This window comes from Pseudomonas sp. M2, from assembly GCF_015751845.1.
In the GTDB taxonomy this organism is placed as follows: Bacteria; Pseudomonadota; Gammaproteobacteria; order Pseudomonadales; family Pseudomonadaceae; genus Aquipseudomonas; species Aquipseudomonas putida_E.
Genome location: NZ_JADOUD010000001.1, coordinates 64668 through 91637, shown reverse-complemented (window position 1 = coordinate 91637; position 26970 = coordinate 64668). Strand labels below are relative to the sequence as shown.

Genomic DNA, 26970 nt, shown 5'->3' with positions numbered 1-26970 from the left:
TTACGTGATGGCCGCCGCTCCGGCCTTGGCCACTTGGGCATCCTGTTCAGGCTTGACCCCGGATACACCGATGGCGCCGACCACCTGGCCATCCACCCGCAATGGCACGCCGCCCTCCAGGCTGGTCAGCAGCGGCGCGGTGACGAACGCGGTGCGCCCGCCGTTGACCATCTGTTCGTAATCGCGCGTTTCCTTGCGGCCCAAGGCCGAGCTGCGAGCCTTTTCAACGGCGATGTAGGCGCTGGCTGCCGCGCAGCCGTCCATGCGCTCCAGGCCAAGCGGATGGCCGCCGTCGTCGACCACCGCGATGGTGACCTTCCACTGGTGCGCCAGGGCCTCCTGGCGGGCGGCTGCAAGCAGGCGGGCAACTTCGACCTGGCCGATCACGGACTTGCTATGCATGGCTGTTCTCCTGGTTCAGGGCTGCTTCGACGATTTCGATCCAGTGCCGTACCGGTGTGCGTCCGGCACCGTCGAGGTGGGTCTGGCAACCGATGTTGGCGGTGGCGATGAGTTGCGGCTTGCCGCTTTCCAGCGCGTTGAGTCGGTTGTCGCGCAGTTGCCGCGACAGTTCGGGCTGGGTCAGCGAGTAGGTCCCGGCAGAGCCGCAGCACAAATGGCCGTCGGGCACTGCGGTGAGGGTGAAGCCAAGCCGGGCCAGCAGGCTCTCCACCTGGCCGCCGAGCTTGAGGGCGTGCTGCAGGGTGCACGGGCAATGAAAGGCCAGGCGTTGTTCGGCGCACACGCCCAGTTGCTCGACCGGCTCGTTGCGCAGCACTTCCACCAGGTCGCGCGATAGCGCACTGACCCGCGCTGCCTTGGCCGCGTAAAGCGGATCCTTCTCCAGCAGGTGGCCGTAGTCACGCACGAAGGCGCCGCAGCCGCTGGCGGTCTGCACGATGGCTTCGGCGCCCGCTTCGATGGCGGGCCACCAGGCATCGATGTTGCGCCGGGCACGCTGCAGGCCTTGCTCTTGGGCATTGAGGTGGTAATCAACCGCGCCGCAGCAGCCAGCTTCGAATGCAGGTTCCACGCTGATGCCCAGGCGGTCCAGCAACCGCGCGGTGGCGGCGTTGGTGTTGGGTGACAGGGCCGGCTGTACGCAGCCCTCAAGCAGCAGCACGCGGCGCGCGTGGCGCACCGCCGGGCGCTTGCCAGGGGAGGCCACCTGGGCGGGCAACTTGCTCTTGAGTGCGCCCGGCAGTACTGGGCGCAGGGTTTGGCCTGCGCGGGTCAGCGCCTTGAACAGCGCCGGGCGCGGCACCACTGCGCGCAAACCTTGGCGCAGCAGGCGCTGGCCGAGCGGGCGGGGCACTTGCTGTTCGACCACGGCGCGGCCGATGTCCAGCAGGTCATGGTATTTGACCCCGGACGGGCAGGTGGTCTCACAGTTGCGGCAGGTCAGGCAGCGGTCCAGGTGCAGTTGAGTGCTTGCGGTGACCGGCGCACCTTCGAGCACTTGCTTGATCAGGTAGATACGCCCGCGCGGTCCATCCAGTTCATCGCCGAGCAACTGGTAGGTGGGGCAGGTGGCCGTGCAGAAGCCACAGTGCACGCATGCGCGCAGGATGCTCTCGGCTTCTTCGGCGCGGGCCAGGCGCTTGGCGGTGTCGCTCAGGTTGGTTTGCATGGCGTGGCCTCACAGGTCCGGGTACAGGCGGCCAGGGTTGAACAGGCCCTGGGGGTCGAGTTGTTGCTTGAGGGCGTGGTGATAACGCATCAGCGCGGCCGGCATTGGTGCACTGCTGTGCTCGCCTTGGGCATAGCCGATGGCGTGGCCGCCGGCCTTGGCCGCCAGCTCGCGGATCGCCGTTGCGGGGGCGTTGGACTTCAGCCAGCGCTGCGCGCCGCCCCAGTCGATCAGCTGGCGCCCCGGCAGGTCCAGTTCGGCGGTGGCAATTGGCAACGACAGGCGCCACAGCGGTTCGGGGCCCTCGAAGAAGGCCAGGCGCTGCTCGCGCAGGTCACTCCAGAACGGGTTGTCGAGCACGTCGCCGCCCAGGCGCTGGCGGGCCGATTGCACCGAGCCCTCACCGCCTTCCAGGCGCAGGTACAGTGCTTCGCCGTCGTGGCAGGCTGCGCTGATCGGCAACGGCTGCTGACCCCATTCGGCCAGTTCGGCCAGGGCCTGATGGCGGTCCATCGGCAGGCGCAGGCTCAGGCATTGCCGGGGCCGTGGCAGCACCTTCAGCGACACTTCGGTCAGCAGGCCCAGGCAGCCGAAGCTGCCGGCCATCAGCCGCGACACGTCGTAACCGGCGACGTTTTTCATCACCTCACCGCCAAAGCGCAGCAGCTTGCCGTGGCCGGTAATGACCCGCGTGCCGAGTACATAGTCGCGTACCGACCCGGCCCAGGGCCGACGCGGCCCGGACAGCCCCGCTGCTACCATGCCGCCCAGGGTCGCCCCGGCGCCGAGGTGGGGCGGTTCGCATGGCAGCATCTGCCCGGCCTCGAACAGCGCCGCCTCGATCTCTTGCAGTGGCGTACCGGCGCGAGCGGTGAGCACCAGCTCGGTCGGGTCGTAACTGACGATGCCGCGGTGGCCGCGGGTATCGACGAGCTCCCCGACCACCGGGCGCCCCAGCATGGCTTTGCTGTTGCTGCCCTGAATGCGCAGCGGGGTGTTCAGGTTCAAGGCCTGGTTGACCTGTTCGAGCAGGTCCTGGCTCATATCGCGGTCCAGGCTCATCAGAAGCGCTCCAGGTCAGGGAAGGGCAGTTGCCCGTGATGCACATGCATGGCACCGAACTCGGCGCAGCGGTGCAGGGTGGGGATGTTCTTGCCCGGGTTGAGCAGCCCTTTGGGATCGAACGCTGCCTTCACGGCATGGAACAGGGTGATTTCGTCGCTGTTGAACTGCGCGCACATCTGGTTGATTTTCTCGCGGCCCACGCCATGCTCGCCGGTGATGCTGCCGCCCACTGCCACGCACAGTTCAAGGATGCGCCCGCCGATGGCTTCGGCGCGTTCCAGTTCGCCGGGCAGGTTGGCATCGAACAGGATCAGTGGGTGCATGTTGCCGTCACCGGCGTGGAACACGTTGGCAACGCGCAGGCCGTACTGCGCGGACAGTTCGCTGATGCCCTTGAGCACGCGCGGCAGTTCGCGGCGCGGGATGGTCCCGTCCATGCAGTAGTAGTCCGGCGAGATGCGCCCCACCGCAGGGAATGCGTTCTTGCGGCCTGCCCAGAAGCGCACGCGCTCGGCCTCGTCGCAGGCCAGGCGCACCTCGCGGGCGCCGGCCTGCTGTAGTACTGCTGCCACACGCTCGCAGTCGTCCTGCACGTCGGCCTCGACACCATCGAGTTCGCACAAAAGGATCGCCGCAGCCTCTACCGGGTAGCCGGCGTGGATGAAGTCTTCGGCGGCGCGGATCGCCAGGTTGTCCATCATTTCCAGGCCACCGGGGATGATCCCGGCAGCGATGATTTCGGCCACGGCCCGGCCGGCGTCTTCCACGCTGTCGAAACTGGCCAGCAGGACCCGGGCGACCTGGGGCTTGGGCAGCAGTTTGACGGTCACTTCGGTGACGATCCCGAGCATGCCTTCGGAACCGGTGAACAGTGCCAGCAAGTCGAAGCCTGGGCTGTCGAGGGCATCGCTGCCCAAGGTCAGGCGTTCGCCTTCGACGGTGAGGATCTCCACCTTGAGCAGGTTGTGTACGGTCAAACCGTACTTCAGGCAGTGCACGCCTCCGGCGTTTTCAGCGACATTGCCGCCGATGGAGCAGGCGATTTGCGAAGAGGGGTCTGGCGCGTAGTAAAGGCCATAGGGCGCCGCTGCGTGGGAAATGGCCAGGTTGCGCACCCCCGGCTGAACCCGGGCGAAACGGCCTTGCGGGTTGACTTCAAGAATGCGGTTGAAGCGTGCCATGACCAGCAGGATGCCCTTGGCCAGTGGCAATGCGCCGCCTGACAAGCCCGTGCCGGCACCACGCGCCACGACGGGCACGCCGCGTAGGTGGCAGAGCCTGAGCAACGTCTGCACCTGCTCCAGACGCTCGGGCAGCACCACCATCAGGGGCACGGTGCGGTAAGCAGAGAGGCCGTCGCATTCGTAAGGTGTGAGGTCTTCGCCCCGATGCAGGATCTCAAGATCGGGCAGCGCTTCACGCAAGGCCTGCAGCAGGGCCGGCTGGTCCACGGCAGGCAGCGCGCCATCGACCCGTTCGTCGTAGAGAATGTTCATCAGGCTCACTCAACGGCAGTTTTTGTTGTTGTGGGTAAACCGTTCACCCCCGCAGCCTGCGCGCCCCGTTGCCTCAGGTCGAGCCTGCAGCGCACTGGTCCTACCAGTTTTTTCGGCAGGTGCTGGTTATTTACCGGTTGGGATGCGTAGATTGGCGCAAGCTATGGAAGTGGTCCTACCAGTTGAGGGGGTGCACATGGTTGCTGAAGGCAAGGCCAAGGTCGCCGACCAGGTTGCCGAGCGGGTCGAACGGTTGATCGTCGAGGGTGTGCTCAAGGTGGGGCAGGCCTTGCCTTCGGAGCGACGCCTGGTGGAAAAGCTCGGCTGTTCGCGCTCGGCACTGCGTGAAGGCCTGCGCATCCTGCGCGGGCGCGGCATCATCGACACCGAGCAGGGGCGCGGTTCGTTCGTCGCCGACCTGACCGGGCAGCAGGTGGGCGTCACCCCGCTGATGCACCTGTTCAGCTCGCAACCGCGCACTTTGTTCGACCTGTTGGAAGTGCGCGCGCTGCTCGAGGCCGAGTCCGCACGCCTGGCAGCGTTGCGTGCCACCGATGTGGACCGCCTGCTGATCCGCCGTCGCTACGAAGACATGCTCGCCGCCCACGCAGCGCCCGAAGGGCTGGATGCGCGTGAGCACGCCCACCGCGACCATGCATTCCACCGGGCAATCAGCGAGGCCTCGCACAACCCGGTGCTGGTGCACACCCTGCAGTCGCTCAGCGACCTGACCTTGAGCGCGGTGTTCGCATCGGTCAACAACCTGTATTGCCGCCCCGCGCAGAAGCGCCAGATCGACCGCCAGCACGCGCGGTTGTATCACGCAGTGATGGAGCAATTGCCGGAGCAGGCGCAGCGGGCGGCGCGAGAGCACATCAACGGGATTCGCGACAGTTTGCGCGAGATCGAGCAGGAGGAGCAGCGGCTGGTGCGGGCGACCATGCGCATGGACGGGTGGGGGTGAAGTGACCCTGAGGGCGCCGGTTTGCCGGCGCCCTCAGGGTCGTGACAGAAATACCTTTATTGCGCCAGATGCCGGATCATCGCGACCGTCAAGTACAAGCGCGGCGCCACACTGTTCAGCTCGATGTACTCATCGTCCCCATGCAGCCCCGCGCCGACCACGCCCAGGGTTTCCAGCACCGCAGGCTTGTCGCTGCCCGGTACGTAGGCATAGCCGGCATCGGTGCCGAAGCGCATGGCAATCGGCTCAATCTTGTGGCCGACTTTGGCGTACAGCTGCTGGGCAGTCTGGGCCAGCTTCGCCGATGCGTCATTGCGTGCCAGGGGTGGGCGGCCTTTTTCGACGGTGACGGTCGCTTGGGTATCGGCGACCAGCAGTTTTTTCACGATGCGCTGAGCGTCGCTCTGCACCCGGTCGGTCTCGCTCAGGTCCGAGTAGCGCATGTCCGCTTCGGCAGTGGCCAATGCCGGGATGATGTTGGCCTTTTCGCCGGCTTTGGCCAGGGTCCAGTTCACCGTGGTGCCTTTGCTGGCATCACCCAGGTCTTTGAGCTGGAGCAACTGGTGGGCCAGTTCGGTCAACGCGTTGCGCCCCTCTTCGGGGGCCGAGCCTGCGTGCGAGGCACGGCCCTTGACCTCGAGCCTGAGGCGGTTGATGCCATTGGTGGCGACCGTCACGGCGTCCTTGTCCGGTGGCTCGTAAGAGAACACGTAGTCATGCTTGCGCGCCAGTTCGGCGATGATCTGTTTCGACCCGGCCGAACCCATTTCCTCGTCCGGGTTGAACAGCACGGTGAGCGTGCGGTAACCCTTGAACTCTTGCTGTTGCAGCAGTTTGAGTGCATGCAGGATCATCGCCACGCCACCCTTGGCGTCGGCAACGCCCGGGCCGTAGGCGCGTGGGCCATCCACGCGGAACGGGCGCTTGGCCACGGTGCCAGGGACGAAGACGGTGTCGTAGTGGACCATGAGCAGGAAATCTTTGCTGCCGGTACCTTTGAAGGTGCCGACGATGTTGTCGCCCACTGACGGTTTGGCGGAGTGGGTTTGCACCTGGGCACCCAATGCCTCGAGGCGCTGGACCAGCGCGGCGCTGACTTGTTCAAGGCCGGGCTCGGTGCCGGTACCGGTGTCGACCGAAACCAGGCTCTTGAGGGTTTCAAGGTAGGCTGCCTGTTCGCCTTGGGCTTGCTTGAGCAGGTCCTGGGGAGAAGGTTGGGCAGCGGTTGCCTGGGTACAGGCGATCAAAAGCGCCAGGGCGATGGCGTGGGGAGGGCGGGGCAAAGGCATCGGTTCTTCCTTGTCGTGGTGGACCGTTGAGCCTAGCCCCTCAAGCGTGTACCTGCCCGGGCAAATGCAGCCTTTTCGCGGGCACGCCCCGGGGGGCGGCCCGCGAGAAAGTCATACAGGCCTCAGTGGTGAGCCATTGGGTCGTCTTGGGACAATATGGCTCGAGCCAGCTCTTCATCGCTGGCCTGCAAGCCAGGATTGTCCTTGCGTGCCTGTTCCAGCGCCGATTCCACGTAGGCGCCTCGAATAGCACCACCGCTGGCGACGAATGCAGACAACTCGTCACGGGCGGGGATGATCCGTTTGTCATCCTTGAAAGTCGAATACAGCGAGGCGGATACACCGGCCGAGGTAGCGACGTCGCCCGCATCGACGCGGGCCATGGCAGCACCGGCAGGCAGCAGGAGCAGCAATGCAGGTGCGAGGAATAGGTGGCGCATAGCGTGTTCTCCAATAGCGTGAAGCCCAAGGGAAATACCACTCAGTGAGTAAGATGGCGCAACTGGGGTGGTAGTTCCCTTGGTGGAACATTACCGTCGAGCGCGGATTGACAAAGCTTCCAGCCCTTATGCTGGTGAGCGTCGATACAGCGGGCGTGGCATGCTCGGATCGAGTTCGGTGAGCCTGGAGCCGGCTATGACGAAACCGGCGCGCTCTGCCAGGCGCTGGCTGGCCTGGTTGTCGATATCGGTGGTCAGCCACACCGGCGTTGCGATGGCATCGAGCAGGCCGGTCAATGCTTCGCGCATCAGCCCCTTGCCACTGAACGCCTGGCTGGCCCAGTAACCTACCTCGTACTCTGCGTTGCCCGGGCGCAGACCGATGCAGCCGATGACTGCGTCACTGTCCGCGTGCAGCACGAAGTACCGCTTTTCGGCTGCGGGGTCGAGAAATTCACCGGCACTCAGTTGCAGGCTCTCGCGTACTTCCTGCAGCGTCCAGTCAGGTTTGGCCCAGGCCAGGAAGGGTTGGTGCAGGGTGTAGCTTTCGAGCAGGGCCTGGCGCAGTTGCGCTGCAAGGGCCGGGTCGGGGCGCACCAGGCGGGTGCGCGGGGTGCTCAGGGAGCAAGGGAGTGTGGGGTAGGGCATACGGGCCATCCTGGCATGAGGGGGTATCACTCTACTTTGCGCGTATTGCATTGACCGTGTCGAGCGGGCGTGGTCTGCTCGGCTTGACGACCCATTTGCGATCCCCACCAACAGCGCCATCGACCCTGGGAAAATGAAGGACCACCATGCCCGACTACAAACTGCACTGCTTCGCCGAATCCGGTAATGCTTATAAAGCTGCCCTCATGCTCGAACTCACCGGCCAGGCCTGGCAGCCGGTGTTCGTCGATTTCTTCAACGGCCAGACTCGTGAGCAAAGCTGGCGTGATGAGGTCAACGAGCAGGGCGAGGTGCCGGTGCTGGAGCATGCGGGCCAGAAGATCACCCAGTCGGCGCTGATCCTTGAATACCTCGCCGAACGCACCGGCCAGTTCGGCCCGCGCGATGACAACGAAAAGCGCGAAATCTGGCGCTGGATGCTGTTCGACAACCACAAGTTCACTGCCTATTACGCGGCGCTGCGGTTCATTTTCTGCCTGAAGAACGCTGGCGAAACACCGGTAACCCAGTTTCTTCGCGAGCGCGCCACGGCTGCTTACCGGGTGGTCGATGCGCACCTGGCGAAAACGCCCTATATGGTCGATGGGCGCCTGACCATCGCCGACCTGTCGCTGGCGGGCTATGTGTTCATGCCGGAAGATACCGGCATCCCGTTGGCACAGTTCACCCATATTGAAGCGTGGAAAGCGCGTATCCAGGCGCTGCCGGGCTGGAAGCATCCCTATGAACTGATGCCACGCACAGCGCCGGTCTGATCGGCCGCGTCGTACTTGAGGGCGGCCGGGTGAAAACTACCCAGCCGCGTCCTGCTTTGGTGCGCGGCGGCCTCAAATTGAGTCAACAGGCACATAAAAAACCATCAAGAACGGACCATTCTGTGCAACCTGCACACTATTTGTCATGCCGTGCGCCTGCTATTTCGCCGTACATCGGCCAGCAAAAAGCGGCCCGTATATTGCTCTGGCTGCTCCAACCTAAACCCGGAGCACCTGACAATGAGTTCCCCCTCCGAATTCCCGCTTTGCGAGGCGCCGCAGCACGCCCGCAAGGGCCTTCTCCCAATCGCCATGGTCCTGTTCAGTTTCACCTTCTTCACCGGCACGATGTTCGCCGGGGGCAAGCTGGGCATGGCCTTCGGGTTCATCGACATGCTCTGGATCGCCACCCTCGGCAACACGCTGCTGGCCCTTTACGCCGCCGCGCTGGCGTTCATCGCTTCGCGCAGCGGGCTCAACACTGTACTGATGGGCCGCTTCTGCTTCGGCGAGGCCGGCAGCCGGCTGTCGGACTTCCTGCTCGGTTTCGCCGAACTGGGCTGGTATGCGTGGGGCACGGCCACTGTGGCGATCGTGCTGGTAAAGCTGCTTGGGCTGGCCGAGGGCTTCACCGTGCCGTTGATGGTGCTGTTCGGGTTGGGCTTCAGCATCACGGCATTGGTCGGTTTCAAGGGGCTGGACCTGTTGTCGCGGGTATCGGTACCGCTGATGTTCGCCCTGTTGATCGTCTCCATGGTAATCGCCACCCGCGACGTGGGTGGCCTGCAGCAACTGGCGGCGCTGGTGCCGCATGAGACCATGACCTTCTCGGCAGCGGTGACCATGGTCTTCGGCACCTTTGCCAGCGGCGCCACCCAAGCCACCAACTGGACGCGCCTGTCGCGCAGCGGGCGGGTGGCGGTGACGGCCAGTGTGGTGGCATTTTTGCTCGGCAACGGGCTGATGGTCGTGGCCGGCGCATGGTGCGCGATGGTCTACCAGCAGGCCGACATCGTCGAGGTGATGATGCTGCAGGGGCTGTCGTTCGCAGCGGTGGTCATGCTCTGCCTCAACCTGTGGACCATCCAGGGGCCGACCATCTACAACGTTGCCGCCGCAGCGTGTCACCTGGTGCGTAGCGAACGCCGGCGCACGGCAACGCTGGTGGCGGCAGGGGTGGGCATCGTGTTGGCGATCGGTGGCATGTACGAGTTGCTGATTCCCTTCCTGGTATTGCTGGGTTCGATCATCCCGCCGGTGGGTGGGGTGATCATGGCCGACTTCTGGTACCGCCACCGTGGCAAGTATCCGGCCCTGGCCACGGTCAGCCTGCCGCGCTATAACCTGCTGGGGCTGTTCGCCTATGGGGTCGGTGCGCTGGCGGCCTATGCCTCGCCCTGGGTGGCGCCATTGGTGGGTATCGGCGCCTCGGCGCTGTGCTACATCGTGCTGCTTGAACTTGGCGGCCGACGCCGGGCACTGGGCCAGGCGCGGGCCGAGCCGTGAGCCTGGCCCTGGAAGAGATCCTGCACCTGCCCGGCCTGCACGAGATGAGCGTGCGGGCTGGTGCACGCAACCTGCAGCGCCGGGTGCGCTGGCCCTACGTGGCGGAGAACGAGGGCATCGCCGAATGGGTGATGGGCGGTGAGCTGGTGTTCGTCACCGGCATCAACCACCCTCGTGGCGAGGGCAACCTGCTGAGCCTGGTCGAAGACGGCGATGCGGTGGGTATCGCCGGCATGGTGATCCTCACGGGCGGTACCTTCATCCAGTGTATTCCGGCCGCGGTAATCGAGCGCGCCGAGCAGTTGGGGCTGCCACTGATCGAGCAGCCCTATGCCCTGAAGATGGTGGTGGTCACCCACCTGATCGGTACCGCACTGGTACAGATGGCCCAGGTGCGCCGCTCGCGCAACGACATCCTCGGGCAACTGCTGACCGGTGACTATCCAAGCCTGGCCATCGCCCGCCAGCGGGCCGCGCACCTGCAGCTCGACCTGGACGGGCCGCGGCGTTTGGTGGCGTTGCGCTTGTCGGCGGTCGACGGGCTGTTCGAGCGGCATGGCCTGGCCACAGGCGAACGCCTGTGGCAGGACACCCGCCAAACCCTGGAAGACCAGCTTGAAGCCTGGTGCCGGGCCCGGGCCGGCGCGGTCACCGCGCAACTGGCCGGTGACCTGTTCGTGTTGCTGCTGCCCGATACCCCGGACTTGCGTGCAGCCTTGGCCGGCCTGCACCGGCAGTTGGCCGCGCAGGCAGGTGAGATGGGGCTGTTCATGGGCCTGTCGAGCCTCGCCGAGGACTGTGGCCATTACCGCCAAGCCCTCAACCAGGCGCGTCAGGCCCTGGAGGTGGCGCAAAACCTGCGCCCGGCCACCGGCTTGTGCGACTTCAGCGAGCTCGGTGTATTGCGCCTGTTGCAGGGTATCGTCGACCGTTCGCTGATCGATGACTTCGTCGCCCAGACCCTCGGCCCGCTGCGCACCCCTGGGCGCAAACAGCCCAACGCATTGCTGCACACCCTCGACGCGCTGCTCAAGGAGAACGGCAATGGCCTCAAGGCCGGGCAGCGCCTGGGTTTGCACCGCAACACCATCAATCAACGGATGCAACGCATCGAACAACTGAGCGGGCAGTCCCTGGACGACCCGCTTTTCCGTATGAACGCTGCGGTCGCTATGCTGATATGGCGCATGACCGAAGCCCAAGGCAAGGAGTAACTCCATGAACATCATCAACGCACGACTGCGCGGCAAGCCCGGCCTGATGCGCATCGAACTGGACGGCGAGCGTATCGCCGCCATTGTGCCCCAGGCCAATGCCGTCATGCCCTCCAGCCCCGACGACCTGGACGCCCAACAGAACCTGGTGGTGCCCCCCTTCGTCGAACCGCACATTCACCTCGATGCCACTTTGACCGCCGGTGAGCCGAACTGGAACATGAGCGGCACGCTGTTCGAGGGGATCGAGCGCTGGGCCGAGCGCAAGGCAATCACCACCCACGACGACATCAAGACCCGGGCCAAGAAGACCATCGGCATGCTCGTCGACCATGGCATCCAGCATGTGCGTACCCATGTGGATGTGACCGATCCAAAGCTCACCGCGCTCAAGGCGATGGTCGAGGTGCGTGAGGAGGTGCGCGGGCTGATCGACCTGCAGATCGTCGCGTTCCCGCAGGAAGGCATCGAGTCGTACGCCAACGGCCGTGCGTTGATGACCGAGGCGGTGGCGATGGGCGCCGACGTGGTCGGCGGCATTCCACATTTCGAGAACACCCGCGACCAGGGCGTGTCGTCAGTGAAATTCCTCATGGAGCTGGCCGAGCGTACGGGCTGCCTGGTGGACGTGCATTGCGACGAGACCGACGACCCGCAGTCGCGCTTCCTCGAGGTGCTGGCCGAAGAAGCGCGGGTGCGCGGGATGGGGGCACGGGTGACCGCAAGCCACACCACGGCCATGGGTTCCTATGACAATGCCTACTGCTCCAAACTGTTCCGCCTGTTGAAAATGTCGGGCATCAATTTCGTTTCGTGCCCGACCGAGAGCATCCACTTGCAGGGGCGCTTCGACAGCTACCCCAAACGCCGCGGGCTGACGCGTGTGGCCGAGATCGACCGGGCAGGCATGAACGTGTGCTTCGGCCAGGATTCGATCGTCGACCCCTGGTACCCGCTGGGCAACGGCAACATCCTGCGCATACTCGAGGCAGGGCTGCACATCTGCCACATGCTGGGCTACGAAGACCTGCAACGTTGCCTGGACCTGATCACCGACAACAGTGCGCGCACGCTCAACCTTGGCGAGCTTTACGGCATCGAGGTGGGGCGCCCGGCGAACCTTTTGTTGCTGTCGGCGCCGGACGACTATGAGATGGTGCGCAGCCAGGGCCATGCGCTGGTGTCGGTGCGCCACGGCAAGGTGCTGATGCGCCGTACACAGGCGCAGGTCGAACGGTTCGCCTGAAGCGGGAAGGGGCCACTGAGTGCTTGCCTGGCGACGCTGAACTTGGCACCCTTTGTGGCCGCCGAACCGTCCATGCCGTGACAGAAGGAAACCTACCGTTGAGTTGGGACAAAATCGGGAAACTGCTCGTAGCCCTGTTGCTTGGCCTGATGGTCTGGCTGGTGGCCTACGTGGTGCTCAAGGACAACGCCCGCCTCGGAGCTTCCCTGACCTATTCCTACCTCACCTACCCAAGCCAGTTCAGCGAGCGCATCAGCAAGACCAACGAACAGCTCAAGTACGAGCGGCTGCAGCCTCGCATCGCCGGCATTGGCCAGGGGGCGCTGAGCCAGGATCAGGTCGACAGGCTGATCGACCTGGCCCAGGCACCCTACGCCCAACTGTTCGCCAAACCGTTCGAGGCCGGGTTGGTGGACCACCGTACCGGCTTGCTCATAGAGCTGCGCAACACCGGTCACACCGAGGTGCGCGAGGTCAAGGTGCGCCTGCCGGCCAAGGGTTTGGTGCAAGTGCGCGACGGCTCAGGCAACGACACCCTCTACGAGGCCCCCACGCCCATGGTCGAGATCCCGGTCATCGAGCAAGGCCGGGCGTGCAAGGTGTGGGTGTATTTCGATGCCGACTACACGCAGATCCGCCAGGGGGGTATCAGCATCAGCCATGCCGACGGTGTGGCGGATGTGCAGGTGTATCGAGAATTCATCGGTTTCCCGGCGTTGGTGGCGCGCTACAGCCGGGAGCTGATGGTGCTGCTTGGTGTGCTGGGGCTCAGTGTGCTGGGCCTGGGCTACGCCTGCCTTGCGCGGCCACGCAAGCCCGCATTGCCCTCCTGATGACTTAGTGGCTGCCGTCGTGCAGGGCCAGGCTTTGGCGCAACTGCTCGATCACGGCTGTGCGCAATGCCTCTGGCGCCTGTACACGTATGGAGCCCGCCTGGGACAGCAGCCAGCCCATCAACGCGCGGCTGTCGTCGACGGTGGCATCCAGGGTCGCCCCGCCGTTGCCGTGCGGGGCCAGGCGCATGTCATCTGACAAGGGCTGGTCTTCCAGGCGCCGCGCGAGGGCGTCATCCACCCAGGCGCGCAATTCGATCTGCCGGGCAGGGCAGAGCGCATCCGGCTGCAGCAGTTGAGCCTCACCCAGGTTGCGGCCTGGCTGCCAGTACCAGCCGTAGGGCATGCCCTTGTTGTTGCAGCGTAAATGGAACAGCGACGCAAGCTCATTGAGGTCACGTTCCACCGTGCGTTTGCTGGTCTTGTAGCCGACCTTGGCCAACGCGGCCTGCAACTGTGTGGAGCTCATGCCCGGATGGCGGTCGGGCAGCAATTTGAGCAGTTGCCACTGGCGGGCGATCGTGTGGCGGGTAGAGTTGCTGGGCAAAGGGCTCGTCCTTGAAGTTCAGGCGTGGTGCATGCCTGAATGATGGCAATTGGCTATTGCCGCGAGCATACCCGTTCAGTGAATAGGATCCAAGTTCAGCAGGATGAGTGGCCTGTGCACTTGTTTCACGATTCGGCGCCACCCCATGCTCAGGCAGGCAGGCAGGCAGGCAGGCAGGCAGGCAGGCAGGCAGCCGCTGCCAAAGCCGGCGATCACCATGCAGCGCACTAGTCAGCTTGAGGTTGTGCTGGATGCGGGGAAGGACTTTGGCGCCAAGGTGCCGGTGTTGTCGCGCTCTAATTTGGCAGCCGGCGCCGTGTTGTGACGTCAAGCTGCCCAGTTCAACTTGTTAGAGTTGCTATTTTTAATTAGAGGGCAGTCGCATTCATCGACCTCGTGCTCAAGGCTGAGTGAATTTGTATTTTTTCTCTAGGAAAAATTGGGGAGGGGTCCATTTGGGGCCTTTCGAGTACCCGCCGCCTTTTTGTACTATTAATCCATCGGAGTGCATATTTTTTATTAGATCGATCAGGCCGAGGCAGTTGCCAAGAGAAACCCAGTTGTTACGCTCGTATAATCTGTCTATTTGCGGGTGGGAAATGCTGTTTCCTCGAGTGAGGAATAAAATGACGTCCCTAGGTGCTTCGTTTTGTACTATGTCGTCTATGGTGTTCATTAGTAATCTCTTTGAAGTTGTTTTCGGTCTGCTTCCAAAGCCTCTGGTGTATATAGTAGTTCGGCTTCTGAGCTAAGTTGGTAGTCTTCTAGAGTGGCGGCGTGAGTGTTGTTCCACGCCTCTCCATGATCGTTTGGCAGAATTCTATCAGCGATACCGAGGGCGCGGAAGCGCTCAAGCTCCCTCAGTTCATGGGTGACAAATCGCTTGTCTGTGTCAGTAGGTGCTATCTTGCCGTGTAAGATTTTTTCAAGCCTATCTATCATGACGACATTAGCTTCAGATGGATCGAAGCGACTTATGTGTAATTTTACAAGGTCGACTCCCGCTTGGGTGAAGGTGGCTTCTCGCCAGTCCAGGCGTTCGATAGGCCCGCCTGCTTTGTCTGGATTGTAGGCCCTGCCGCTGTATGTGCCTATAGTTGTAGCGCCGGGATACGGCGAATTGAATACGATATATAACGGCGGCAGGCCAGACTCTACCGGGAAGCAGTAAATGCAATCTCTGGGATTTTGGGGTTCATTTGCGGGGAAGGGCGTCGCCGCGCTGCTGGCCGTTTCGAGATTTACACCCTTATAGGGGTTGGGCTTGACGGGTATGCCTGGAGATGTGGTCGAAGAGCCACCAGCGACATGAATGGGGAATGTAAGTCGTATCGGGAAGTCCCTTGATGGGGCCGAGACGTAACTGTTACTCGCTTCATCGAATATGAGGGCGCGCACGGGTATCTGGTGCGCTGCATCTGCTGTACTCAGATGCCTCGTAAGGATGTAGGTGTCGAGGTCAGTGTGGATTCGAAGCGGGGACTCAAGGAGACCTTCGGTTGTAGCAAGCTCATTAAGGTTCTCGGGTAGGTCAGGGATCAGCAGCTCTGCCGGGATGCTCAAGGCCGAATCATGGTACAGGTCAGAGTTCCCTAGTTCAGGGGAGTAAAGGACACCGCCGATACCCAGTCTGAAAATTCGCAATGCTGCAGCTTCGGCCATGTTAATCAGTCTACGTCCTGCATACTTCAGTCCGAATTCAATGTATCGACTTATTGCTATGGGGCCTTGGGTTGTGCCTAATTGAATTGTTGGGTTCGTCGTCAGGATGATGGTGTTGCTGTGAGGGCGCTCCTGGTTTCTGTTTTGTAGAACTGATGTTGCTGTATGGTGAGTTTTTTCCAGCTCTCTCAAAACCTTCTTCAGGCAACGCTTCAGCACAATTTCGATTTGGGCGGCAGTGAGGCTGATTGCGAGTTTGTACAATGCCTCTTCAATTATGAAGAATTCGCTTTCTTCTTCGATATATACGTATGCCGTGACCTCGAAAAACTGGGCCAAGGTCTGGTCGTTTGGGGCGTAAACATGAATGCCGTTGTAGAGGTCTGTGTGCTGGCCTGCCTGACGACGAATTTCGCTGTAAAGAAGCAGGAGCAGTGCCTTTTTTGCAAAGAGCTTGCCGGCGGTTTCGCTGTGAGTCTGGTCAATGTCTAGATACTGCTTTTCCAAGTAGGTTGCAAGACCGGGTTCCCCCGCAGGAAGACGTTTCAATGCTGTTGATCACATTCTGCGCAATACTTTCAGCACTCTCCAAAAGCGCATTGTCAGTAAGCGCTGTTATGTCTGGCGGCGTTATTGGTATTGTGAAAGGCTGTTTCCATGAGAGCAAGGTTTCGAAGTCATAATCAAAAGGCGCGGAGGAGTATATTTCGTCAAGTTCAGGGTTTGTTATGGTTCTGCGGGCAGTCATTTCTCTTTCCTGTGATGCAGGTTTGGAGAGAAATATGATGTGACTGTTGTCACCCAAGACTAAGATGGAATTGGTTCTTAGGCCACTTTCATGGCCCTGACTTTATTCGCCCAGGCATTGGGAGTGGCGCCGCAGCGACTGAGGGTGCGTTCGAAGACTGGGCAGCGAGGCATGAGCAGGGCTGTGGTTATCGGCCCCGGTGTTTACCTACGCAGAGGTATTGTGTGAACACACGATGTGCCTGCTCATAGCACCCTGCGGATAGAGCGCCGCGCGCGGCGCTCGCTGTCGCAGACGCTGGAAATGCCGCGGCGAGCAGCCCCACAGCACAATCCCTGAGCCCTAAATCCCCGCCCGGCGCACGTGCTTCACCAACACCTTCTCCAACAACTCCCACATCGCAGGGTCGGTACTGAACGCCACGTTGAACCGCATCCACCCGGTCGGCTTGGCATCGACCATGAACAACTGCCCGGGCCCGAGCATGATGCCTTTCTCCAGCGCATCATCCAGTAGCGCTGCGCTGTCCGGGATGGCCGGGTGGCGGGTCCAGATATACATGCCTTCATCCGACTCGATGAACAGCTCGAAACCCAGCCGGTGCAGGTGCCGGCCAACTTCCTGGTGGGCCTCGGCCAGGCGCTGGCGCAGGCGCTTGAGGTGCTTGCGCCAGCGGCCGTCGATGATCGCGGCATACACCACACGCTCCATCACCTGCGAGGTGGTCAGGCCCGAGCGCATCTTCAGGTGCAGCAGCTTCTGCGCCAGTTCCGGGTTGGCCAACAGGTAGCCGACCCGCACGTTGGGCGAAATGCTCTTGGAGTAGCTGCCCACGTACACCACCTGCTGCAGGTGGTCGAGGCTGGCCAGGCACGGCTGCGGCTCGGCGACCATGTCGGCGTACAGGTTGTTTTCCACCAGGCGAAAGCCGTGCTGGCTGGCCAGTTGCAGCAAGCGGTGCAGCTGCGCCAGCGGGGTGCGCGAGCAGGTCGGGCTGTGCAGGTGCGGCTGAGTGAAGAAAGCCGTCGGGCGGTGGTGCGCCAACAGCTGCTCGAGGTGGTTGAGGTCGTAGCCGTTGGGGGTGCGCGGCACGCCGATCAAGGTGGCGCCCTGGGTGCGCAGGATGCTCATCAGGTTGGGGTAGCCGGGGTCGTCCACCAGCACCACGTCACCGGGGCGCACAAGCGTGCGCACGGCCAGGTCCAGAGCCTGGCTGGCACCGTGGGTGAGCATCAGCTGGGCGGTGTTGGCGACGATCGACAGTTCCTGCTGCAGGTTCTGCGCGGTCAGCGCGCGCAATTCCGGCAGGCCCATCGGGTCGCCATAGCCGGACAGCTCCAGCGGGCTGCCGGCAACCTGGCGCAGGCCGCGGCGCAGGCCTTCTTCGTACATCCAGTCGTTGGGCAGCCAGCCGCAGCCCGGTTTGAATGGCAACTGACGGGTCTCGAAGATCTGCTGCAGGTACCATTCGGAGTTGAACGATGGTCGACTGGCGTCGGCCTCGGCGCTGTGGTTGTCCAGCAATTCGGCCGCCGCGCGGTTGACGAAGAACCCGGCATTGCCCTTGCTCACCAGCAGCCCCTGGGCGACCAGGCGGTCGTAAGCCTCGACCACGGTGAAGGTGCTCACCGAATAGGTCGCGGCAAACGCGCGGATCGACGGGACCTTGGCACCTGGCTTGAGGGTCTGGTTGTCGATCAGCTCACGCAGCCCGTCGATGATCTGGTTGACCAACGGCGTCGAGGAGTCTGGGTGTAATTCAAGCATTCGGGGGCCTTGAGGGTGCGTAACGGCAGGCGCCTGCAGGGTGTATTGCATCGGCGACCTGTACAGTGCAGTGCGACTTTCATGCCACTGTGCATGGCTCTATGTGTCGGACATTTTTACATTAGGTGTCAGATAGCGCCACATAAAGCATGTTCAGTTCGCTCCAGGGGCAAACCCAGGGGCGCGTCAGCAGGCCGCCATGGAAGGCCTGCGTGTGTAACAGCACACCTCCTGCCCGCATTAGCACTGATGTACAGGTGAGGCCGATGACCATCGCGGTCTTACAGTTTTCCTTGGATAAAAAGAAGCACGGGGTACACAACTGATGGACGCAACATCCACAACCACCACCGCGAACAGCGGGCACGAGAGCAAACTCAGTGCCTCGCTCAAGTCGCGCCACCTGACGATGATGTCGATCGCCGGGGTTATCGGCGGCGCCTTGTTCGTCGGCTCCGGCAGCGTGATCCACAGCGCCGGCCCGGCTGCTGTCCTGGCCTACCTGGCAGGCGGCATCCTGGTGGTACTGATCATGCGCATGCTGGGTGAAATGGCGACTTCGTCGCCCGACACCGGTTCGTTTTCCACCTACGCCGACCGCGCCATTGGCCGTTGGGCCGGTTTCACCATCGGCTGGCTGTACTGGTGGTACTGGGTCATCCTCATGGCCTGGGAAGCTTATGTGGCAGGCAAGATCCTGCATGGTTTCTTCCCTGATGTAAGCGTCAACGTGTTCGTGCTGGCCACGACCCTGGTGCTGATCACCGTCAACTTCTTCAACGTCAAGCACTACGGCGAGTTCGAGTTCTGGTTCGCGTTGATCAAGGTGATCGCGATCGTCTGCTTCCTGATCGTGTGTACTGCAGCGGTGATGAACATCTGGCAGTTCGGTGAAGTGCGCGGCATCACCCACCTGACCGCCGAAGGCTTCATGCCCAATGGCATCACCACGGTGATCGGGGCGTTGCTTGGCGTGATGTTCGCCTTCCTCGGTGCCGAAATCGTCACCATCGCCGCATCCGAAGCCAAGGACCCGGCCACCCAGATCGTCAAGGCCACCAACTCGGTGGTGTGGCGTGTATGCCTGTTCTACGTCGGCTCGATCTTCCTGATCGTCTGCCTGGTGCCGTGGAACGACCCGCACCTGGGCGTTTCCGGTTATGGCGCCTACCGCCGCACCTTGGAACTGCTGGGTGTGCCGTATGCCGAGCTGTTGATGAACTTCGTGGTACTGACGTCGGTGAGCAGCTGCCTGATCTCGGGCCACTACACCGCTTCGCGCATGCTGTTCTCGCTGGCACAGCGTGGCGATGCGCCGTCGTTCTTCAAGACAACCCGCGCCGGTACCGGCGTACCGGTGAACGCGATCATCGGTTCGTGCGCCGTGGCCGTGGTGTGTGCGCTGATCAACTTCAGCGAGACCCTGCGCCCGAAAGACGTGCTCGATACACTGATGAACACCACCGGCATGATCGCTTTGCTGGTGTACCTGGTGATTGCCTTCTCGCAGCTGCGCATGCGCCGCAAGCTGATCGCCGAGGGCAAGGAAGTACGCCTGAAGATGTGGCTGTTCCCGTGGCTGACCTACCTGGTGATCGCCTTCATCGTCGCCGCACTGGTGACCATGGCCTTCATGCCTGACTACCAGATCCTGGTGATCTCCACCGGCATTGCTGCCGCCGTCGTGGTGGCCATGGGTGTGGTGCACCAGATGCGCAGCGCCCGCAAGCACTAAGCGCTAGTGGTTGCCCGAAGCGGCCGGCTCCCTCGTGGACCCGGCCGTTTCGCGTTGATGGGTGGGAGTTTTGTCCGCTGGCATGTGAAAGCGCCCGTTCATCCACGGTGAGCCGAGGAGGGCGGCGGCGCTGATCAGGGCCAGTAGGGCCAGGGCGAGGAATGGTTTCATGGGCATGCGCATAAGGGGCTGACTTCAAGGATGAGCTAACAGTTCCCGCGACAGGGCCCGTACAGGCGACAGATGGCTTATGCTGAGCACATTGCCCGCCAAAAGGAGCCCCTCATGGCCTGGTCCGCCACCCAGTATTCCCTGTTCGAAGACGAACGCACCCGTGCGGTGCGCGACCTGCTTGCCGCGGTGCCTCCCCGCCCGGTGCGCCACGCTACCGACTTAGGTTGCGGCCCTGGTAATTCCACCGAAATACTGCTGCAGCGCCACCCCGATGCCCAGGTGACTGCCCTGGACAGCGACCCGGACATGATCGACAAGGCGCGCGCACGCCAGCGCCTGCGCATCCCCAGGGTGCGTTGCGAAATTGCCGATATCGCCCACTGGACCGCCCCCGAACCGCAGGACTTGATCCTGGCCAACGCTTCGCTGCAATGGGTGCCCGACCACGGTTCGCTCTACCCGCACCTGGTGCGCCAGCTGAGTGAAGGTGCAAGCCTGGCCGTGCAAACCCCGGACAACCTCGACGAGCCGGCCCACCGCCAGTTGCGCGAGATTGCCGGCCGCGGCCCCTGGGCCGAAAAATTCGCCGACCTGAGCTTGCCGCCCCGGCATAGCGCAGCGTTCTACTACGACCTGCTCAGCCCGCTGTGTACGCGGGTGGATGTGTGGCGCACGACCTACCATCACCCGTTGACCGGTGGCGCCGAGGCCGTGGTGGAGTGGTTCAAGGGCTCGGCCCTGCGGCCTTATCTGGCCAGGCTGGACGAGCAGGAGCAGGCGAGCTTCCTGCAGATGTACTTGCAGGCCATGCAGCACGACTACCCGGCGGCCACCGACGGCAAGGTGCTGCTGCCGTTCCCGCGGCTGTTTGTGATTGCTACGCGGTAGGTGAATGGCGCCAGCGCCAGATCACGTAGCTATAGACGCCGAGGTTGACCAGCAGCACGACGCCGCCCAGCAGCCACTGGATCTGCGGCGTCAACCCCGCGGGGTAGATCAGCGGCCAGATGTAGTGCTCGACGAAGCCGCCGTGGTAGCCGGCATCGCCTGCGGCGAAACGCATGCGGTTCTCCCAGCCGGTCAACGGGCACTCCAGGTGCAGGCCCTCAACCGCCAGGCCCCAGGCCAGGGCGGGCAGGTGGATGAGCAGGGCGGGGCGCCATCTGAGCGTCAGCAGGCCGCCGAACAGCACCAGCAGGATGAAGGCCAGGTGCAGCAGCACCAGCGTGTCGGCGGCTAGGCGGAAAATCATGAGTTGTGCATTTTGAGAGGAATGTATACCCAGCATAGTTATGAAGGCTCAGCGCAAAACCAGTGGGAGCTGGCTTGCCGGCGATAGGGCCGGGAAGGCCGCTACAAGCTTTCCTGCACCACCTGCAGGAACGTCGCCACCACCCGCCGCGTACGCTGCTCGCTCAAACACACCAGTGTCTCGGTGAGGTGCCGCTGGCAATCGACAATGGGCAGCGCACACACCCGCGCATCGGCGCCGAACTCGGCGGCCGACACCACCCCCACGCCAATCCCCACCACCACCGCCTCGCGCGCGGCCTCGCGGCCTTCGACCTGGATTGCCGCGCGTATTCGCAACCCGGCGCGTTGCATTTCTTCCTCCAGTGTCTGCCGGGTCACCGAGCCAGGCTCGCGCAGCACCAGCGGCGTGTCGTCCAGGTCCGCCAGGCTGATCGAGCCACGGCTGGCCCAGGGGTGGTTGTGCGAGACGAATGCCACCATCGGGTCGCGGCGCAGCGGCATGCAGTGCAGTCGCTCATCGTCGACATCGCGCCCTAACAGTGCCAGGTCAGCCTGATAGCTGAACAGCCGGGCCAGGGACTCGTCGGTGTTGCCGGTCTCGACCTTGACCTGGATGCCCGGGTAGCGCTGGCAGAAGCGTGCGATCTGCGGCAGCACATGCACCGGCGCATCCACCGCCAGCACCAGGCTGCCGGTGTGCAGGGCGCGGGAGTCCTGCAGCAGTTCGTGGGCTTCGGCCTCACAGGCGAACAGGCGCTTGCTGATGCCCAGCAGGCGTTCGCCCAGGTCGGTCAACTGCACCGAACGCTTGTTGCGGTGGAACAGCAGCACCCCGAAGCGCTCTTCGAGCTTGCGCACCTGGTCGGACACGGCCGGCTGGGTCAAAAACAGCTTTTCTGCCGCCCGGGTGAAGCTGCCGTGCACGGCCACTGCGTGGAAAGCCCTGAGTTGAGCGTGGGACACCGACATGTGGACTCCAGTAACAAGCTGAGCTTATGTGTGAAATACGATAAATCGATTTTATTTATCAGTCACCACCTGTTTCCATACTGACCAACCCAGCGCTGCCACAAGCGGCCGCCGGGCATGGCGCGCACCCCTGCGCCATCTGACCAGATGACGAGCCACGTCATGCAGTGCGCAACACAAAAACAAGACAGGCGTTTATTCACATTCTGCCGGCACACTTGAGCAAGAGGTCAGACGCACATGAATCACTCCCTAGCCGCGTTGAAACGCTGGCGCATCCAGATTTTCGCTATCACCTGGCTGGCCTACGCCGCCTTCTACTTCACCCGCAAGGCCTTCTCGGTGGCCAAGCTCGGCATTGGTGAAGACCCGACTTTCATGCTCGACAAGGCCTCCATGGCCAACCTCGACGCCATCTACCTGGCCGCCTATGCCGTGGGCCAGTTCACCTGGGGCATGCTGGCGGACCGCTTCGGCCCGCGTGTGGTGGTGCTCGGTGGCTTGTTGATCTCGGCGGCAGCAGCAGTGGTGATGGGCAGTTACGCGACCTTCCCGATCTTTGCCACCTGCATGCTGATCCAGGGCCTGGCGCAGTCCACCGGCTGGGCCGGGCTGTGCAAGAACATCGGCAGCTTCTTCCCTGCCGTTCAGCGCGGCCGGGTACTGGGGTTGTGGAGCTCGTGCTATGCATTTGGCGGCCTGGTCGCCTCGCCGTTCGCCGGCTGGTGGGCCTATACCCTGATCGGCAGCTGGCATGCGGCATTCTTCTCCAGTGCCGCGGTGGTGGCGGCGGTGGCGGTGCTGTTCTTCTTCCTGCAGCGCAACAAACCCGAGGATGTGGGCTTGCCGGCGGTCGAGCCCGAGCCGCAGAGCATGGCGCCGGCCGGCAGCCTGTGCAGTGTGTGGACGCCGCTGCGCGAGATCTTGCGCAACCGCACGGTACTGACCCTGGGCCTGGCGTACTTTCTTCTAAAACCGGCGCGTTACGCGATCTTGCTATGGGGGCCGGTGATCGTCTTCGAGCAGATGCCCTCCGTCGGCAAGGTAGGTGCTGCGATCATCCCCACGGCCTTTGAACTGGCCGGGCTGCTGGGCCCCATCATCATCGGCCTGGCATCGGACAAGCTGTTCGGCGCCCGGCGCATGCCGGCCTGTGTGATCAGCCTGGTGCTGCTGACCGTGGCCCTGGCGGCGTTCATGGCAGCCATGCACAGCGGCAGCATCGTCATGGTAGTTGGCCTGCTGTTCTTCATGGGCCTGACCCTGTACGGGCCGGACTCGATGATCAGCGGCGCGGCGGCCATCGACTTCGGCACCGCCAAGGCCGGTGCCACGGCAGCCGGTTTCGTCAATGGCTGCGGTTCGGTGGGCGCGGTGCTCGGCGGCCTGTTGCCCGGTTACTTCGACAGCGTCACGGTGTTCATCGTGTTCGCTGGCTGCGCACTGTTCTCGGCTCTGGTGCTGCTGCCGCACTGGAACAGCCGCCCGGCCAGCGCAGCCCAGGCCAATGATGTGGCGCCCAACACCAGCATGGCGATCAAGCCACTGCGTACCTAAAGGAAAGCGAGCGAATGAGACCCTTCTGGCTGCAACAGGCCCTGGATTGTGAACAGGACGCGGTATGCCCGCCACTGCAAGGCGATGCCCGCTGCGACGTGTGCATTGTCGGCGGCGGCTACACGGGCCTCTGGACCGCGCTGATGCTCAAGGAGGCGGTGCCGGCGCTGGACGTGCTGCTGATCGAGGCTGACATCTGCGGTGCGGGCGCCAGTGGGCGCAACGGTGGTTGCGCGTTGTCCTGGTCGGCCAAGTACTTCACCCTCGAGCGTCTGTTCGGGGTGGCCGAAGCGGTGCGCCTGGTAAGCGAGTCAGAGCGCAGCATCGGTGCCATTGGCACGTTTTGCGCGGCCAATGGCATCGAGTGCGACTACCGCCTGGACGGCACACTGTACACCGCCACCAACCAGGCCCAGGTGGGTGCAACCGATGCGGTGATCGCTGCGCTGGAGCACAAGGGGATCAATTCATTCGAGCGTTTGCCGCTGGATGAGGTGCAGCGCCTGGCCGGCTCGGCGCGGCACCTGGAGGGCTGGTTTTCGCCGGCCGCCGCCACCGTCCAGCCTGGCCGGTTGGTTCGCGGCCTGCGGCGTGTGGCGTTGCAGCGCGGCGTGCGCATTCATGAAGGCACGGCCATGACCGGCCTGGAGCATGGCACCCCGGCGCTGGTGCGCACGGCCCACGGCACGGTACGTGCCGACCGCGTGGTGCTCGGCCTCAATGCCTGGATGGCGCGTGCCTTCCCGCAGTTCGAGCGCAGCGTGGCGATCGTCTCCAGTGACATGGTGATCACCGAACCGTGCCCCGAGCTGCTGCACGAGATCGGCCTGAACAACGGCATCAGCGTGCTGGACTCACGGATCTTCGTGCATTACTACCACAACACCTCCGATGGTCGCCTGATGCTCGGCAAGGGTGGCAACACCTTCGCCTATGGCGGGCGCATGCTGCCGGTGTTCGATCAACCCTCGCCATACCGGCCGCTGCTGCGTGAGAGCCTGGCCGATTTCTTCCCTGCCTTGGCCCAGGTACCGCTGGCGGCCAGCTGGAACGGCCCCTCCGACCGCTCGGTGACCGGGCTGCCGTTCTTCGGGCGGTTGGACGGGCAGGGCAACGTGTTTTATGGCTTCGGCTACTCTGGCAGCGGGGTAGGGCCGTGCCACATGGGCGGGCAGATCCTCTCGTCGCTGGCGCTGGGGCTGGACAACCCGTGGACCCGCTCGCCACTGGTCAAGGGCCCGTTGGGGCTGTTCCCGCCGGAGCCGATCCGTTACCTGGGGTCGCTGATGGTGCGCAATGCAATCCGGCGCAAGGAGCGCGCCGAAGACCGGGGGCTGCGGCCACGCCACCTGGACGTGCGGCTGGCCCGGTTCGCAGCGGCGGCGGGCAAGGCCGACAAAGCGTGAGATTTCTTGTCGAACACTGGCCCGAGGGCGTATAAACTGCTCCCACTTTTGGCCGGTCGCTTCCTGAACCGGCCGCTGAAACAAGAGAGTCGACATGGGCGCACAGTGGAAAGCCAAGCATAGAGAAACAGCTGCCAATGCCAAGGGCAAGATCATGGGCAAGCTGTCCAAGGAAATCCAGATCGCAGCCAGGTCGGGCGCCGACCCCGACATGAACCCACGCCTGCGCCTGGCCATCGTGCAAGCCAAGAAGGCTTCCATGACCCGCGAGACCCTGGACCGGGCAATCCGCAAGGGCGCGGGCCTGGACGGTGATGCCGTGCAGTACCAGGCGGTGACTTACGAAGGTTTCGCGCCGCACCAGGTGCCGCTGATCGTCGAGTGCCTGACCGACAACGTCAACCGCACCGTCGCGCAGATTCGCGTGCTGTTCCGCAAGGGCCAGCTGGGTGCCAGCGGTTCGGTGGCCTGGGACTTCAACCATGTGGGCCTGATCGAAGCCATGCCCGACGGCGATGCCGACCCGGAAATGGCCGCCATCGAAGCCGGTGCCCAGGACTTTGAAGAAGGTGAAGAAGAGGGCTCGACCCTGTTCATCACGGACACCACCGACCTGGATGCAGTGCAGAAAGCCCTGCCCGAGCATGGTTTCACCGTCTCCTCGGCCAAGATCGGCTACACCCCGAAGAACCCGGTGAGCGCTGCCAGCCTCAGTGCCGAGGCACTGGCTGAAGTCGAGGCGTTCCTCGAGGCGATCGACGAAAACGACGACGTACAGAACGTCTACGTTGGCCTGACCGAGTAAAAGCCGGGGCCGCTTTGCGGCCCAATCGCCGGCAAGCCGGCTCCCACAGGTACAGTGCAAAGCGCAGGTTCTGCGCGGTACTTGTGGGGGCCGGCTTGCCGGCGAATGGGCCTGTGTTCAGCCTGGGGAAGCCTGTATGAACCCAACCTTCGCCTCCCTCAGCCTCGCCCACCTGCGTACCCTCGACTGCCTCCTGCAGCTGAAAAACCTCAGCCACGCCGCCGAGCGCCTGGGCGTCAGCCAGTCGGCGTTGAGCCGTCAGCTGGCCCATCTACGCGAAGCCTTCGACGACCCATTGCTGGTGCGCCAGGGCCGTGGCTACGTGCTCAGCGAGTACGCCCAAGCCCTGGTCGAGCCGCTGCGCCAGGTGCTTGAAGAGCTTCAGGCCCTGCGCCAGCCGGCCGCGTTCGATCCGGCCCGTTGCGAGCGGCGCTTCTGCCTGGCCGCGTCCGACTATGTTGCAGAGCACATGCTGCCGCTGCTGGTGGCGGCGCTGGAGCAGGAAGCACCGGGCGTGAGCATCGACTACCGCACCTGGCAGGCCGGGCAATACGCTTTGCTCGCCAGCGGCGAGATCGACCTTGCGACCACGCTGTTCGACGAATCGCCGGCCAACCTGCACGGTCGCCTGCTTGGCGAGGACCGTGCGGTGTGCCTGATGCGCCGGGACCATCCGCTGGTGGCCTGCGAAGTGCTGAGCCAGGACGACTACCTGGCCTTCAAGCACGTGCGCATCTCCGGCGGTGGCGACAAGGACAGCTTCATCGACCGCCACCTGCGCACCCAGGGGCTGCAGCGGCGCATCAGCCTGGAGGTACCGTTCTTCTCGGCCACCGTGCAGGTCATTGGCAACAGCCAGGCGCTGGCGACGGTGCCCGAGCATATTGCCCGCCAACTGTGCCGGCTGCATGGCCTGGCCTGGCGGCCGCTGGGATTTGTGGAGCATACCCAGCGCTACTGGGTGGTGTGGCACCAGCGCCTGCAGGCGTCGGCCGAGCACCGCTGGTTGCGCAACCGGGTGTTCGAGCTGTGGCGCCAGTCACAGTTCGGCGTGCAGGGTGGGCATGCGGCTTTGCCATAGCAGGTATGCGCCAAGCGGGGTTATTGGCGTGGCGGCAGGCGCCTAGACTGGGGCCCTTGTGCTGTTGGTGATGCCCCCATCGCCGGCAAGCCGGCTGCCACAGGTGCCCAGAGCCTTCAAGCCCAGTGCAGTACCTGTGGAAGCCGGCTTGCCGGCGA

Annotated in this window: 25 protein-coding genes; 12 read left to right on the top strand and 13 right to left on the bottom strand. The window is 63.5% G+C overall.

All coding sequences use genetic code 11. From position 1 onward, the window contains the following. The 4 genes from IWW33_RS00555 to glcD are packed head-to-tail and all read right to left on the bottom strand — an operon-like array spanning window position 1 to window position 4191. Window positions 1-402 (bottom strand): heme-binding protein, encoded by a 402-nt coding sequence (locus IWW33_RS00555; protein WP_046785513.1) that lies wholly within the window; start codon window positions 400-402, stop codon window positions 1-3. After that, complete coding sequence (glcF, locus tag IWW33_RS00550) at window positions 395-1630, bottom strand: glycolate oxidase subunit GlcF (RefSeq protein ID WP_174141449.1); 1236 nt, start codon at window positions 1628-1630, stop codon at window positions 395-397. Before glcF ends, IWW33_RS00555 begins: the two co-directional genes overlap by 8 nt. A gap of 9 nt (window positions 1631-1639) precedes the next feature. Then, window positions 1640-2692 (bottom strand): glycolate oxidase subunit GlcE, encoded by a 1053-nt coding sequence (gene glcE / locus IWW33_RS00545; RefSeq protein WP_174141450.1) that lies wholly within the window; start codon window positions 2690-2692, stop codon window positions 1640-1642. Next, window positions 2692-4191: a glycolate oxidase subunit GlcD gene (glcD, locus tag IWW33_RS00540; protein WP_174141451.1), complete on the bottom strand. Its 1500-nt coding sequence runs from the start codon at window positions 4189-4191 to the stop codon at window positions 2692-2694. The genes glcE and glcD overlap by 1 nt, the downstream gene beginning before the upstream one ends. Before the next feature lie 196 nt (window positions 4192-4387). On the opposite strand from glcD, the gene glcC reads away from it, so the two are divergent. Beyond that, on the top strand, window positions 4388-5155 hold the full coding sequence (gene glcC / locus IWW33_RS00535) for a transcriptional regulator GlcC (protein WP_174141452.1): 768 nt from the start codon (window positions 4388-4390) through the stop codon (window positions 5153-5155). A 56-nt stretch (window positions 5156-5211) separates the two neighbouring features. On the opposite strand, the gene IWW33_RS00530 is transcribed toward glcC, so the two are convergent. The 3 genes from IWW33_RS00530 to IWW33_RS00520 all read right to left on the bottom strand — a co-directional run bounded on the left by IWW33_RS00530 (window position 5212) and on the right by IWW33_RS00520 (window position 7532). Continuing rightward, window positions 5212-6444, bottom strand: a complete 1233-nt coding sequence (locus IWW33_RS00530) for a M20/M25/M40 family metallo-hydrolase (RefSeq protein ID WP_174141453.1) — start codon at window positions 6442-6444, stop codon at window positions 5212-5214. Window positions 6445-6566: 122 nt separating this feature from the next. After that, entirely contained in the window at window positions 6567-6884 is a 318-nt protein-coding gene (locus IWW33_RS00525; RefSeq protein WP_012314094.1) for a DUF2388 domain-containing protein, read from the bottom strand. 126 nt (window positions 6885-7010) lie between these two features. After that, the gene (locus tag IWW33_RS00520) at window positions 7011-7532 is read right to left on the bottom strand and encodes a GNAT family N-acetyltransferase (RefSeq protein WP_174141454.1); all 522 of its coding nucleotides are present in this window, start codon (window positions 7530-7532) and stop codon (window positions 7011-7013) included. Window positions 7533-7678: 146 nt separating this feature from the next. On the opposite strand from IWW33_RS00520, the gene IWW33_RS00515 reads away from it, so the two are divergent. The 5 genes from IWW33_RS00515 to IWW33_RS00495 all read left to right on the top strand — a co-directional run bounded on the left by IWW33_RS00515 (window position 7679) and on the right by IWW33_RS00495 (window position 13107). Further along, entirely contained in the window at window positions 7679-8308 is a 630-nt protein-coding gene (locus IWW33_RS00515; protein ID WP_174141455.1) for a glutathione S-transferase, read from the top strand. A 240-nt stretch (window positions 8309-8548) separates the two neighbouring features. Then, window positions 8549-9814, top strand: a complete 1266-nt coding sequence (gene codB / locus IWW33_RS00510; RefSeq protein WP_174141456.1) for a cytosine permease — start codon at window positions 8549-8551, stop codon at window positions 9812-9814. Beyond that, window positions 9811-11028 (top strand): PucR family transcriptional regulator, encoded by a 1218-nt coding sequence (locus IWW33_RS00505; protein ID WP_174141457.1) that lies wholly within the window; start codon window positions 9811-9813, stop codon window positions 11026-11028. The genes codB and IWW33_RS00505 overlap by 4 nt, the downstream gene beginning before the upstream one ends. A gap of 4 nt (window positions 11029-11032) precedes the next feature. After that, window positions 11033-12274, top strand: a complete 1242-nt coding sequence (gene codA, locus IWW33_RS00500) for a cytosine deaminase (RefSeq protein ID WP_174141458.1) — start codon at window positions 11033-11035, stop codon at window positions 12272-12274. 98 nt (window positions 12275-12372) lie between these two features. Beyond that, window positions 12373-13107, top strand: a complete 735-nt coding sequence (locus IWW33_RS00495) for a hypothetical protein (RefSeq protein ID WP_174141459.1) — start codon at window positions 12373-12375, stop codon at window positions 13105-13107. A gap of 4 nt (window positions 13108-13111) precedes the next feature. Here the strand turns inward: IWW33_RS00495 and IWW33_RS00490 are convergent, their stop codons facing one another. From IWW33_RS00490 to IWW33_RS00480, 3 genes are all read right to left on the bottom strand, one after another. Further along, window positions 13112-13654, bottom strand: a complete 543-nt coding sequence (locus tag IWW33_RS00490) for a WYL domain-containing protein (protein WP_174141460.1) — start codon at window positions 13652-13654, stop codon at window positions 13112-13114. A 675-nt stretch (window positions 13655-14329) separates the two neighbouring features. Then, on the bottom strand, window positions 14330-15865 hold the full coding sequence (locus IWW33_RS00485) for an S-type pyocin domain-containing protein (RefSeq protein ID WP_174141461.1): 1536 nt from the start codon (window positions 15863-15865) through the stop codon (window positions 14330-14332). A gap of 541 nt (window positions 15866-16406) precedes the next feature. Next, window positions 16407-17831, bottom strand: a complete 1425-nt coding sequence (locus tag IWW33_RS00480) for a PLP-dependent aminotransferase family protein (protein ID WP_039601970.1) — start codon at window positions 17829-17831, stop codon at window positions 16407-16409. Window positions 17832-18156: 325 nt separating this feature from the next. Between IWW33_RS00480 and IWW33_RS00475 the strand changes: the two genes are divergently transcribed. Continuing rightward, window positions 18157-19566, top strand: coding sequence for an amino acid permease (locus IWW33_RS00475; protein ID WP_046785499.1), 1410 nt, complete (start codon window positions 18157-18159; stop codon window positions 19564-19566). Between the two features lie 3 nt (window positions 19567-19569). Here IWW33_RS00475 and IWW33_RS26570 read toward each other — a convergent pair whose 3' ends face one another. Then, window positions 19570-19749, bottom strand: a complete 180-nt coding sequence (locus tag IWW33_RS26570) for a hypothetical protein (protein WP_231386136.1) — start codon at window positions 19747-19749, stop codon at window positions 19570-19572. A gap of 102 nt (window positions 19750-19851) precedes the next feature. Here IWW33_RS26570 and tam point away from each other — a divergent pair, with 102 nt between their 5' ends. Continuing rightward, window positions 19852-20628 (top strand): trans-aconitate 2-methyltransferase, encoded by a 777-nt coding sequence (gene tam, locus IWW33_RS00470; RefSeq protein WP_046785497.1) that lies wholly within the window; start codon window positions 19852-19854, stop codon window positions 20626-20628. Here tam and IWW33_RS00465 read toward each other — a convergent pair. Together IWW33_RS00465 and IWW33_RS00460 are read right to left on the bottom strand one after the other, a co-directional pair. After that, window positions 20618-20992 carry a DUF2784 domain-containing protein gene (locus IWW33_RS00465; protein WP_174141462.1) on the bottom strand — a complete coding sequence of 125 codons (375 nt, stop codon included), beginning with the start codon at window positions 20990-20992 and terminating at the stop codon, window positions 20618-20620. The genes tam and IWW33_RS00465 overlap by 11 nt on opposite strands. Window positions 20993-21093: 101 nt before the next feature. Then, complete coding sequence (locus IWW33_RS00460; protein WP_115275080.1) at window positions 21094-21963, bottom strand: LysR substrate-binding domain-containing protein; 870 nt, start codon at window positions 21961-21963, stop codon at window positions 21094-21096. Between the two features lie 240 nt (window positions 21964-22203). Here IWW33_RS00460 and IWW33_RS00455 point away from each other — a divergent pair, with 240 nt between their 5' ends. The 4 genes from IWW33_RS00455 to IWW33_RS00440 all read left to right on the top strand — a co-directional run bounded on the left by IWW33_RS00455 (window position 22204) and on the right by IWW33_RS00440 (window position 26812). Next, a complete protein-coding gene (locus IWW33_RS00455; protein WP_174141463.1) occupies window positions 22204-23520 on the top strand; it encodes an MFS transporter in 1317 nt (438 codons plus the stop codon). Window positions 23521-23534: 14 nt separating this feature from the next. Continuing rightward, a complete protein-coding gene (locus IWW33_RS00450) occupies window positions 23535-24926 on the top strand; it encodes an FAD-dependent oxidoreductase (protein WP_174141464.1) in 1392 nt (463 codons plus the stop codon). A gap of 94 nt (window positions 24927-25020) precedes the next feature. Then, window positions 25021-25731, top strand: coding sequence for a YebC/PmpR family DNA-binding transcriptional regulator (locus IWW33_RS00445; RefSeq protein WP_039603624.1), 711 nt, complete (start codon window positions 25021-25023; stop codon window positions 25729-25731). 136 nt (window positions 25732-25867) lie between these two features. Next, window positions 25868-26812, top strand: a complete 945-nt coding sequence (locus tag IWW33_RS00440) for a LysR family transcriptional regulator (protein WP_119688816.1) — start codon at window positions 25868-25870, stop codon at window positions 26810-26812. Window positions 26813-26970: the final 158 nt, after the last annotated feature.